Annotated in this window: 8 protein-coding genes and 2 tRNA genes; 7 read left to right on the top strand and 3 right to left on the bottom strand. The window is 66.4% G+C overall.

Features of this window, described 5'->3' with window-relative positions; genetic code table 11:
- The first annotated feature begins 716 nt into the window (after window positions 1-716).
- Window positions 717-792: transfer RNA gene (locus tag KBW98_RS22585), tRNA-Val, on the top strand.
- Window positions 793-832: 40 nt separating this feature from the next.
- Window positions 833-909, top strand: a tRNA-Asp gene (locus tag KBW98_RS22580).
- A 484-nt stretch (window positions 910-1393) separates the two neighbouring features.
- Here KBW98_RS22580 and KBW98_RS22575 read toward each other — a convergent pair.
- Window positions 1394-2575: a GGDEF domain-containing protein gene (locus KBW98_RS22575; protein ID WP_211522417.1), complete on the bottom strand. Its 1182-nt coding sequence runs from the start codon at window positions 2573-2575 to the stop codon at window positions 1394-1396.
- Between the two features lie 246 nt (window positions 2576-2821).
- Between KBW98_RS22575 and KBW98_RS22570 the strand changes: the two genes are divergently transcribed.
- The 5 genes from KBW98_RS22570 to KBW98_RS22550 all read left to right on the top strand — a co-directional run bounded on the left by KBW98_RS22570 (window position 2822) and on the right by KBW98_RS22550 (window position 8234).
- Window positions 2822-3307, top strand: a complete 486-nt coding sequence (locus KBW98_RS22570) for a cyclic nucleotide-binding domain-containing protein (protein ID WP_211522416.1) — start codon at window positions 2822-2824, stop codon at window positions 3305-3307.
- Window positions 3304-4476, top strand: a complete 1173-nt coding sequence (locus KBW98_RS22565; protein ID WP_211522415.1) for an AI-2E family transporter — start codon at window positions 3304-3306, stop codon at window positions 4474-4476. The genes KBW98_RS22570 and KBW98_RS22565 overlap by 4 nt, the downstream gene beginning before the upstream one ends.
- 266 nt (window positions 4477-4742) lie before the next feature.
- Entirely contained in the window at window positions 4743-5798 is a 1056-nt protein-coding gene (locus KBW98_RS22560) for a hypothetical protein (RefSeq protein ID WP_211522414.1), read from the top strand.
- Window positions 5791-6999 (top strand): cation:proton antiporter, encoded by a 1209-nt coding sequence (locus KBW98_RS22555; RefSeq protein ID WP_211522413.1) that lies wholly within the window; start codon window positions 5791-5793, stop codon window positions 6997-6999. The genes KBW98_RS22560 and KBW98_RS22555 overlap by 8 nt, the downstream gene beginning before the upstream one ends.
- A complete protein-coding gene (locus tag KBW98_RS22550; protein ID WP_211522412.1) occupies window positions 6996-8234 on the top strand; it encodes a YbdK family carboxylate-amine ligase in 1239 nt (412 codons plus the stop codon). The genes KBW98_RS22555 and KBW98_RS22550 overlap by 4 nt, the downstream gene beginning before the upstream one ends.
- Before the next feature lie 110 nt (window positions 8235-8344).
- Here the strand turns inward: KBW98_RS22550 and KBW98_RS22545 are convergent, their stop codons facing one another.
- On the bottom strand, window positions 8345-10558 hold the full coding sequence (locus KBW98_RS22545; RefSeq protein ID WP_211522418.1) for a YgiQ family radical SAM protein: 2214 nt from the start codon (window positions 10556-10558) through the stop codon (window positions 8345-8347).
- Window positions 10559-10723: 165 nt separating this feature from the next.
- A complete protein-coding gene (locus tag KBW98_RS22540) occupies window positions 10724-11008 on the bottom strand; it encodes a DUF4404 family protein (protein WP_211522411.1) in 285 nt (94 codons plus the stop codon).
- Window positions 11009-11120: the final 112 nt, after the last annotated feature.

Here is an 11120-nt window from a genome sequence, read left to right as displayed (position 1 = left end):
GGTCGAGTCCTTGTACTTCACGATGATGCGGTCGGTTTCCATCAGGCCAGGCGCCTTGGCCTGGATCTGGATGCCGTTACCCACACCTGCCACGGCCGAGACCGAGGCGACTGCCAGCGAGACCGCTGCGCAGAGTTTCAACATTGCCGGATGAATCGAATGCGAGTGCTTCATGCTTCTTCCTTATGTTTGGTTTTCCGTCAAGCGATTGCTCGCCTGTATCGTTGCTGTTACCGGCCGGAGCCGTGCCATCTGAAGTGGCGAAGCCAGCGTAGCGCGAAAGGAAGAGCTGACATATGGAAATTCCGCCCCAATGAGTTGTCTTTACAACAGTTGCACGGGCGTCTTTTCAAGAAACATCGTTCATTCGGTCATTAAGTGACAATGCAAAATTTCTGATGTCGATTTTGCCCACACCGCATACGTCTTTTGCGTGCCAACGCTGATTTACGATAAATGTTCAAATAAGACTTTTGGTTGTTAAAGCCATGAAAAGCGCCGCATGGTGTGTTCTCTTTCTTGGTAGCATCTTCCTTGATTGTCCTGCCGTACGAGGTGTAAATACCCCCCGCCGAGGCCTAGGCTGGCGAAGGTCAAAAACGTATTGTTGAATTTTTTTCGAAAAACCCTTGCGCACCCCGAATCCCAGCCTCTATAATTCGGGCCTCTTCGGACGTGATGACAAACGTCAGACAGAAACCTCTGATAAAGAAAACGGGCGCTTAGCTCAGTTGGTAGAGCGGATCCCTTACAAGGATTAGGTCGGGAGTTCGAGCCTCTCAGCGCCCACCACGCATCAGATGGTTGATCGAAGTAATGATCAAAGTAAAACGGAGCGGTAGTTCAGTTGGTTAGAATACCGGCCTGTCACGCCGGGGGTCGCGGGTTCGAGCCCCGTCCGCTCCGCCAGCATCAAGGAAAAAGGTCTGCTTCGGCAGACCTTTTTTCTTTTCCGCGCAGGAGTGTCTCCCCTGCGGGAGACACGGTTTGGGCTCGAAGGGATTCCCTTGCAAGGGAATCCGCGGCCCGCGGCACGTGGGCGAGCCCCGTCCGCTCCGCCAGCATCAAGGAAAAAGGTCTGCTTCGGCAGACCTTTTTTCTTTTCCGCGCAGGAGTGTCTCCCCTGCGGGAGACACGGTTTGGGGCTCGAAGGGATTCCCTTGCAAGGGAATCCGCGGCCCGCGGCACGTGGGCGAGCCCCGTCCGCTCCGCCAGCATCAAGGAAAAAGGTCTGCTTCGGCAGACCTTTTTTCTTTTCCATTTCCGGTTTCATCACGTAGGGTTGGCGGCTCTGCCGCCGACGCGGTGATCGTTATCCGCGAGATCATCCGGCGCGAAATCAGAGCAGCCAACAATCGACGCGCCGGCGGCGGAACCGCCAACCCTACGACAATCAGGCGCGCCGCAATTCCGGCTGGCCGATCTCCACCCGATCCCTGCCATCGCGCTTGGCCGCATACAGCGCGTGGTCGGCGCGCGCCAGCGCCGCGCTCAGGTCCTCGTTCGGATCCAGCACCACCACGCCGATACTCACCGTCATCGTGTACGACGGCCCGCTGGTGATCACGGTTGCCTCGCGCACCGCGAGGCGCAGGCGCTGGGCGGCCTGCACGGCGCCTTCCAGGCCGGTCCCCGGCATCATCAGCGCGAATTCCTCGCCGCCCAGGCGGCCGATGGTCTCGTGCTCGCGCAGCACGGCGCGCGCGGTGCGGGCGAACACCACCAGCGCCTCGTCGCCGCTGGCATGGCCCCAGCGGTCGTTGAGCTGCTTGAAATGGTCGATGTCGATCATCAGGAGCGCCAGCGGACGGCGCTGGCGCTGGGCCGCCAGGCGCGCCTGCTCGGCGCGCTCCAGGAAGGCGTGGCGGTTCGGCAGGCCGGTGAGGAAATCGGTGGTGGCCAGGCGCGCCATCTCGGCATCGTCCTTCTGCTTGCACAGGAGCAGGAAGCCGAAGCCGTTCACGATCATCAGGAGGTAGCCCATCAGGTAGGCGAATTCGTGGGAAGCGCCCTGGCCAAAGGGCGCATCGCCGGTGATGCCGCCGAGCGCCGACCAGGCCACGGCCAGCGCGAACAGCGCATCGTTGACGCCGATGATCAGCTGCAGCGGCGAGGCGCTGCGCAGGCCGGCGGCGAAGCGCGTGCTGAAGCGGCGCGGGCGCAGCAGGATCCAGGCCATGACGGCGGCGAACAGCGCCACCACGCCCGCCACCAGGGTGCTCAGCTGTCCGTGGCTGGCGCCCATGGTGCCGGCGGCCAGCACCACCGCCGAGGACAGCGCGGTGATCGGCAGCAGCAGCCGGCCCCAGCGCGTGAAGCCGAAGAACAGGCAGTAGGCGGCCACTTCGGCCGACACCGCCAGGATCCAGCCGACGCCCTCGATCCCGGGCGGCAGCGCCAGCCCCTGGGGCCGCATCCAGCCCAGCAGCTGGCTCAGCCCCATGCCGATGCGCGCCCACATCCACAGGCGCAGGCCCGGATTGGGCTTGCCGCCCCAGGTGTAGCCCGCCATCAGCACGGCGAAGGCGACGTTGCCAATGCCGAGTGCCAGGAGAAAAGTATGCGTATCGATCACTGTGGTCCTTACAGGTCACGCCTTGGCATCAGGCAGAATGGCTGCGCAAAGTGATATTACCCATATAACATATGTTGCCCAAGGGAATTATGGTACACGTTTTCGATGCGCGTGGCGCGCACGTTTGAAGTCTTTTGGACAAGCCGCGACAACCTGCTCCGGCATCACCGCTTTTTTGATGCACGGCAGCAGCCGTTAGAGGATAATCAACAGACAACTTTTATTCTTGCCTGCATTGGAGCGATCGTGATTTTCGGTTTCCTCAAGCCCACACAGATGTCGCCGCGCTTGCACCGCCTGAAGAATTCGGCGCTGTTCAGCACGCTGACACCGCTGGAACTGAAGATCGTCGACGGCCTGCTGCACGAGCGCCGCTACCTGAAGGACGAGATCGTCTTCGACGAGGGGGAGGAAGGCCAGGCGCTCTACCTCCTGATGAGCGGCCGGGTACGCATCAGCCGCCTGCACGAAGGCATGACCCAGGTGGTGGCCGAGCTGGAGCCGGGCGGCTTCTTCGGCGACCTGGCCCTGCTCGACAACACGCCGCGCAACGCCCAGGCGCGCGCCATCGAACCCTGCGAAATGGCGGTATTCTTCCGCGCCGACTTCCTCGGCCTGATGGAAACCGACGCCGTGATCGGGTACAAGATCTCGCTGGCGCTGGCGCGCCACATCGGCCGCCGCCTGCGCGAATGGATGGGCACCGGCCGGCCGCAGCTGGAAGCGCTATGAACAACGGGGAGCGCGCCGGTCCAGTGGTCTGGACCGGCATCATCGCGGCCACCTGCCTGCTGCTGCTGGTCGTCAAGCAGCTGCTGTGGCTGGCCCTGCCCTTCATCTTCGGCACCGTGCTGCACTACATCCTGCTGGGACCGATGCAGCGCATGGTGCGCGCCGGCTACGGCCGCAACGCCGCCGCCCTCCTGGTCTGCCTGCTGTTCTTCGCCCTCGCCTCGCTGGCCCTGGCGGCCGCGCTTTCGTGGAACGACGGCCCGGAAGAAGAATCCTGGGAAAAGACCATCGGCCTGTACCTGGACGGCGGCGTGGCCTTCGTGCACAACACGATGACCCTGCTCGAGGCGCGCTTCCCGGTGCTGGCCGAGATGCACCTGACCTCGAGCGTCAACAAGGCCTTCCGCACCTATACCGACAACTTCGCGCAGGAGCACCTGGGCGAGATCCTGGTGGGCGTGGCGACCTGGATCCCGTCGCTGCTGCTGGCGCCCTTCCTCACCTTCTTCTTCCTGCGCGACGGCCTGCGCTTCAAGCGCTTCCTCGCGCGCGCCGTGCCGAACGCCTACTTCGAACGCTCGCTCTACCTGCTGCACGAGGTCGACCAGACCGCGCGCCGCTACTTCGAGGGCCTGCTCAAGCTCACCGTCCTCGACACCGCCGTGCTGGCGCTGGGCCTGTGGACCATCGGCGTGTCCTCGCCCCTGCTGCTGGGCCTGATCTCGGCGGTGCTGGCCTGGGTGCCTTTCGTCGGCTCGGTGGCCGGCTGCGTGCTGGTGGTGATCGTGGCCTCGACCGACGCGCCCAGCAATCCCTTCGTGGCCTATGGCGCGATCGGCGTGTTCGTGCTGGTGCGCCTGCTGGACGACTTCGTGTTCATGCCGCTCACGCTCGGGCGCAGCCTGCGCGTGCATCCCCTGGTCACGGTGCTGATGATCTTCGTGGGCGGCGCGCTGGCCGGCGTGGTGGGGCTGATGCTGGTACTGCCCTTGCTGGGCGTGGTCATGGTGATCGGCGAAACCCTGGGACGCCTGGTCACCAACCCGCGCCTGCGCGCGCGGCACCGCTACGCACGGGCCTTGCGCACGCGCCAGGCCAGCGTCGACCTCGATATCGCGCGCGAGCGGCGCGGGGCGCCGACGCCGAATGCGGAACAGGCGGCCAAGTAGCAGGTCAATCGGGGGACAACCGGCCAGCTCCGTAAATACACAAACTGCAAGACCATTTGCACAAATGGAATATTGGCTTATACTTGAGCCGGATCGTCGCTCGCCGGGCGACCGGTAGGCACTCTCCCGCCACCGCCTGATCCTTTCCATCGATGCGCCCGCGCGACCGCGGCGCGTCGCCCGTCAAGGCCGGCGCAGACCAGCTTCCCGATCAGCACAGGCCGGGTTCGCCCCGGGACCGACATCCGATGATTCCACGACCAGCCATGCTCCACCCCCGCCCCACCGGCATGCTCCTGCTTGCAGGCGTGCTGGCGCTCCCCCTGGCCCATGCGGGTGCAAACAAACCAGGCGCGGACAAGCAGGCCATCCCCGCCGCCGCCGACTTCAAGGCCCTGAGCGGCTCCTATCCGCGCGAATGCGCCGTCCCCGCCGCGGCCGCCCTGTCCGGGCTGGGCCAGCCCAGCCTGCGCCGCTGCGCCTGGAGCGGGCACGTCGAAATGCTGTACTGGGCCACGGTCCCGGCGCCGGCCGCGGCCAACGCCTGCCTGCCCGCGTCCGCCCTCGCCTGGCACCAGCTGGCGCGCTCGGTCTCGACGGCGGTCCCGCCATGGAACAACGCGGCGTCCGGCCAGGTCCTGCTGACCAATCCGGGCAATGCGGGCCTGCAGCAGGCGGCCGCCGTCTGGCGCAACGCCGAGGGACAATGGTCCGCCGTGCTGTGGCGCTGGGAACCTTCCGGCAAGGCCGCCACCCGCGCCTGGCAAGCCGCGCACTGGAACGAGATCGCCGGCGCCGTGCGCGCGCTGGACGCCGGCAGGCTGGCGACGCCGTCGCCCCTGCTGCAGGCCTGGCTGGCCGCATCGAAGGACAAGCCGCGCGCGCTCGACGGCAGTACCTGGCGCTGGCTGGAGGATGGCGCCTGCCTGAGCCTGCAGACCGCCGTCAACACCCAGGCGCGCCTGCACCTGCCGCATTCGCGCGACGACGCGCGCCAGGAACAGCGCAGCGCCATGCAGGTGCAGCTGGCGCGCCGCTTCCCGAACGCCGAATGGCTGCAGCCCTTCACCCTGCTCGAACCCGGCGTGGCCGGCGCCCGCACCGGCGCCAAGTTCGTCGCCGTGTGGAAGGAAGCCAATGCCGTGCAGGGCCGCTTGTGGATCCCCCTGCCCAAGGACGGCGGCATCGTGCGCGCCCACCTCACGACGGGCGCACCGGCCGGCGCGTCGGAGCGCGCGCAGGAACTGACGAAGCAGCGCGCCGCGCTGATCGAGCGCGAACTGAACGCGCTGGCACATGCCTGGGAGGCCCTCCATGAGTGATGAACTGTCGACCTCGATCTGGCTGCTGTCGCCGCTGGCCGTGCTGGGCGCCGGCCTGATGCTGGCCCTGGTGCTCGGCCTGCTGCTGCAGCGCTTCAAGGTGCCCAAGCTGTACGGCGCCGTGATCGCCGGCCTGCTGCTGGGCGCCACCGGCCTGGACATGATCGACCGCGCCCTGCTGACCCAGTTCCAGGAACTGCTCAACGCCGCCGCCGCCCTGGTGCTGTTCGAAGTCGGGCGCAAGATGGACCTGGCCTGGCTGCTGCGCAGCGGCCGGCAGGGACTGACCCTGGTGCTGGCGACCATCCTGCGCGGCGCCGCGACCGCCGTCATCCTGGCCCTGCTCGGCCTGCCCTGGAGCGCCGCCATCTTCATCGGCTCGATCCTGATCGCCGTGAATCCCGTGATCGTCAGCTCCATGGTGGCGGACGAAAACGCCAGCGGCACCAGCACCTTCGCCACCAACAACATGGTCGGCGTCAGTAATCTGGTGGCCCTGCTGGCCCTGGGCGCCACCCTGGCCTGGACCCGCAGCCACGGCGTCGACGCCACGGCCGGCTTCTGGGAAGAACTGGTGCGCCAGGGCGGAAAGCTGGTGCTGGGCGCGGTGATCGCCGCCTTCTCCTACGGCGTGTACGCCCTCGCCACCCGCCTGTGCAAGGTGCCGGCCACCATGCGGCCCGGGATGCTGCTGGCCGCGCTGCTGATCGACCTCGGCCTGTGCTCGATCTCGTCCGCCAGCGCCCTGCTCTCGCTGCTGCTGATGGGGGTCCTGCTGCGCAACGCCGAAAAGCGCGACAACGTGTTCCAGGCCCAGCTCAAGACGGCCCAGGACATCGGCTACGTGCTGCTGTTCCTGATGTCGGCCGCCCTGGTCGACCTGCGCCTGGCGCTGGAAGGCTGGGTCTGGGTCTCGGCCTGCGTGGTGTTCGCGGTGCGCATCGCCGCCACCCGCCTGGCGCTGTGGCCGGCGACCGCCTGGAGCGAGCGCAAGAAGCATGCGATGGCCTTGTCGATGTGCTCCCTGGTGAGCTATGGCGGCCTGGTGGTCGACAACTCGCTGAACGCCTACACCGGCCTCGACCCCGCGTCCACGGCCGTCATGAACATCCTGCTGGCGCTGAACGTGCTGCTGGCGCCCGGCCTGACCTGGCTGGGCCTGCGCCTGGCCGGCGAAACCTACCGAGGAGGCGCACAATGAATGGATCAAAGTCTGGGCTCTTGATCAACGAGGAAGCGATCGGCGCCTTGCCGTCCGACGAACAGGCGCAGGCAGCGCAGTTACAGGCTGTCGCTGGACAAGGCCCCGCCTTCCTGCCCGACTTCAAGCCCTCGACCCTGGGCACCATGGGCATCGAGCTCGAACTGATGGTGCTCGACCGCCTGACCTTCGACCTGTTCCCGGCCGCGCCGGACATCCTGCGCCTGCTGGACAAGCACGACAAGCCCTGGGTGCACACGCCGGAAATCACCACCTCGATGCTGGAGGTGGCAACCTCGATCCTGACATCCTTCGACGAAGCGGCGGGACAGCTGGAGCACATCCGCAGCACGGTGCAGCGCGCGGCCTTCGAGGTGGGCGCCTCGATCTCGGGCGGCGGCGCCCATCCCTTCCAGAAGTGGAACGAGCAGCGCATCTATCCGAAGGAGCGCTACTTCGCCTCCGAGCGCAAGTTCGGCTACCTGGCCAAGCTGTTCACCGTGTTCGGCATGCACGTGCACATCGGCGCCGGCAACGCCGACGAGGCGACCCGGCTGTGCGCCTGGCTGACCCAGCGCGCGCCCCTGTTCATCGCGCTATCGAGCAACTCCCCCTGCTGGCAGGGCGAGAACTCGGGCTTCTGCAGCTCGCGCAGCAATGTGGTGAGCGCCTTCCCGATGAGCGGCATCCAGCCGGAGCACATCCGCAGCTGGCAGGACTTCCGCGAGCATTTCGACCGCCTCGCCGCGCACGGGATCGTCAAGAGCATCAAGGACTTTTACTGGGACGTGCGGCCCAAGCCGGAATACGGCACCATCGAGCTGCGCGTGCTGGACACGCCGCTCAAGCCGATCTACGCGGCGGCCCTGGCCTGCTATGCGCGCGAGCTGTGCCTGGAGTTCGCCGACCAGCCGGGACGCTGGCCCGCCAACACCAGCCGCGAGCTCTACACCTGGAACCGCTTCATCGCGGCGCGCGACGGCGTGGGGGGCGAGTACATCGATCCGGAAACCGATACGGCGGTGCCGATCGCGGACGCGGTGCGCGCCGACCTGGCGCGCCTGGCCAGGCGTTCGCAGGATCCGGGCTTTGGCAAGGCCTGCGAGGTGATCGAGCAGCTGATGAAGGATGGCGGCCAGGCGGGCTGGCTGCGCGCGCACCTGGATGCGGGTGGCGGTATGAACGACCTCGCGCGCATGGCCAGCGAACTGTTCGAAAGCGGCGACGCGCGCTGAACACGTAGGGTTGGCGGCTCCGCCGCCGACGCGTTCACGCCTCGTCTGCCGGTTCGTACGCGACAACGGAGCCCTTGGCTATCACCGCGTCGGCGGGAAACCCGCCGACCCTACTTGCGCCCCGCCTTGGGCTTGGACTTGATGGTCGACAGGATCGACGGCTTGGACTTGGACGACGCGGCCACCACCGCGGCCGGGGCACGCTCGACGCGCACCTGGACTTTGTCGCGGCCCATGCGGCGGCCGCCGTCCGGCCCGCGCTTGCCCACTTCGCGCTCCGTCATCGGCGCGCCCGGCATGCGCTTGCGGTCGCGCACGACGCTGTGCTCGGGCGCGAACTCGGCGCCGGCCGGCGGGATCAGGTGGCGCTCGCCGGTACCGATCAGGTCCGAACGGCCCATGCGCCTCAGGGCGTCGCGCAGGATCGGCCAGTTTTCCGGATCGTAGTAGCGCAGGAAGGCCTTGTGCAGCTTGCGGGTCTTGCCGCTCTTCGCCGTCTCGACGACTTCCGAATCCTCGGTGACCTTGGCCAGCGGGTTCTTGCGCGAGTGGTACATCGTGGTCGCCATCGCCATCGGGGTCGGCGTGAAGGTCTGCACCTGGTCGAGCCTGAAGTTGTTCTTCTTCAGCCACAGCGCCAGGTTGAGCATGTCCTCGTCGGTGCAGCCCGGGTGGGCGGCGATGAAGTAGGGGATCAGGTACTGCTTCTTGCCGGCCTCGATCGAGTACTTGTCGAACAGGCGCTTGAACTCGTCGTAGGCGCCGATTCCCGGCTTCATCATCTTCGACAGGGTGCCCTGCTCGGTGTGCTCGGGCGCGATCTTCAGCAGGCCGCCCACGTGGTGGGTCACCAGCTCTTTCACATACTCCGGCGAGCGCACCGCCAGGTCGTAGCGCAGGCCCGAGCCGATCAGGATCTTCTTGATGCCGGGGATGGCGCGCGCCTTGCGGTACAGCGAGATCAGCTTGCTGTGGTCGGTCCCGAGATTGCTGCAGATGGTCGGGTAGACGCAGGACAGGCGGCGGCAGGACTCCTCGATCTTCTTGTCCTTGCAGGCCAGGCGGTACATGTTGGCGGTCGGGCCGCCCAGGTCGGTGATGGTCCCGGCGAAGTTCTTGGTGGTGTCGCGGATCAGCTCGATCTCGCGCAGGATCGAAGGCTCGGAACGGCTCTGGATGATGCGGCCTTCGTGCTCGGTGATCGAGCAGAAGGTGCAGCCGCCGAAGCAGCCGCGCATGATGTTGACCGAGTAGCGGATCATCTCCCAGGCCGGGATGTGGGCCTTGCCGTAGCTCGGGTGAGGCGCGCGCGCATACGGCAGGTCGTAGACGTTGTCCATCTCGTCCATCGCCAGGGGCAGCGGGGGCGCGTTCAGCCACACGTCGCGGTCGCCGTGCTGCTGCACCAGCGCGCGCGCATTGCCAGGGTTCGACTCCAGGTGGAACACGCGCGAGGTGTGCGCGTACATCACCGGGTCTTCGCTCACGGTTTCAAAGGAAGGCAGGCGCACCACGGTCTTGCGCGCCTTCTCGCGGGCGGCGGCCTGGCGCTCCTCGCGCGTCATGATCACCACCGGCTTCACTTCCGGTTCCGGCTTGGCGTTCTCGGTGGCGCAGGCCTTGGTATCTTCCTGGGCCATCGCGTAGGGATTCGGGTGGGCGTCGATGCGGCCCGGCACGTCCACGCGGGTGGAGTTGTGCACGCTCCACTCCGGGTCCGGCAGCCAGCCGTGCGGCACCAGGAAGGCGGTGCCGCGCAGGTCGCGGATGTCCTTGATGTTCTCGCCCGCGGCCAGGCGGCGCGTGACGTCGACCAGCGCGCGTTCGGCATTGCCGAAGATGAGCAGGTCGGCCTTCGATTCGAACAGCACCGAGCGGCGCACCTTGTCCGACCAGTAGTCGTAGTGGGCGATGCGGCGCAGCGAGGCCTCGATGCTGCCGGCGATCACCGGCACGCCCGGGAAGGCTTCGCGGGCGCGCTGGCAGTACACGGTCACGGCGCGGTCGGGACGCTTGTTCGGCTCGGCGTTCGGGGTATAGGCGTCGTCGGAACGGATCTTGCGGTCGGCCGTGTAGCGGTTGACCATCGAATCCATGTTGCCGGCGGTAACGCCCCAGTACAGATTCGGCTTGCCGAGCGCGCGGAAGGGCTCGACCGAGGTCCAGTCCGGCTGGCTGATGATGCCCACGCGGTAGCCCTGCGCTTCCAGCAGGCGGCCGACCAGCGCCATCCCGAAGCTCGGGTGGTCGATGTAGGCGTCGCCCGTGATCAGGATGATGTCGCACGAATCCCACCCGAGCTTGTCCATTTCGGCGCGGGACATCGGGAGGAAAGGCGCGGCGGGCGCGCGGCTGGAGCGCTTGGGAACGCTCGCAAAGAGATTGGCTGGGGAGTTCATTGGCCGGTATTTTACCGGAAAAGCGCTCCCCGGGAGCTCCCCTCCCCGGAAAATGGCTTAACTATCAATGACTTGTGCTGCTTCAGCGCATCAGATGCCCATGTTCGACAAGATATTGCCGAGCTCGCGCAGGCCGGTGGCGACCTTGGGATGGCGGACATTGAAGCGGGCGGCCAGTTCCTGGGTGCGCGAGGACAGGCCAAAGGTGTTGTTGTCGAATTCCTGTTCGGCACGGCGGTCGAGCACCTTGTCGATGTCGCCGTCGAGCTGGCGCAGCAGGGTTTCGAGCTCCGGGTCGACGTCGGCGGTCTCCTGCAGGTGGCGGTGCAGGCTGCGCAGGTGCGCTTTCAGGTTTTCGTCGTTGTCGGTTTGCATCGTGTCCTCCGTGGTGAGCACGAGTGCATTTTACGGCAAGGTGGGGTGGGGGCCGTATACGACTGCGGTTGAGTGTAGGGGGTGCCGGCAAACTTGGATCCCGGCCTTCGCC

The organism is Massilia sp. ST3 (genome assembly GCF_018119405.1).
Lineage (GTDB): Bacteria > Pseudomonadota > Gammaproteobacteria > Burkholderiales > Burkholderiaceae_D > Telluria.
The sequence above is the reverse complement of the archived record's forward strand: the minus strand, read 5'-3'. Positions and strand labels throughout refer to the sequence as shown.

Coding starts and splice junctions, on each gene's coding strand:
- KBW98_RS22565 (WP_211522415.1), top strand. CDS start 3,304: ATGAACAACGGGGAGCGCGCCGGTCCAGTGGTCTGGACCGGCATCATC.
- KBW98_RS22560 (WP_211522414.1), top strand. CDS start 4,743: ATGCTCCACCCCCGCCCCACCGGCATGCTCCTGCTTGCAGGCGTGCTG.
- KBW98_RS22555 (WP_211522413.1), top strand. CDS start 5,791: ATGAGTGATGAACTGTCGACCTCGATCTGGCTGCTGTCGCCGCTGGCC.
- KBW98_RS22550 (WP_211522412.1), top strand. CDS start 6,996: ATGAATGGATCAAAGTCTGGGCTCTTGATCAACGAGGAAGCGATCGGC.
- KBW98_RS22545 (WP_211522418.1), bottom strand. CDS start 10,558: ATGTCCCGCGCCGAAATGGACAAGCTCGGGTGGGATTCGTGCGACATC.
- KBW98_RS22540 (WP_211522411.1), bottom strand. CDS start 11,008: ATGCAAACCGACAACGACGAAAACCTGAAAGCGCACCTGCGCAGCCTG.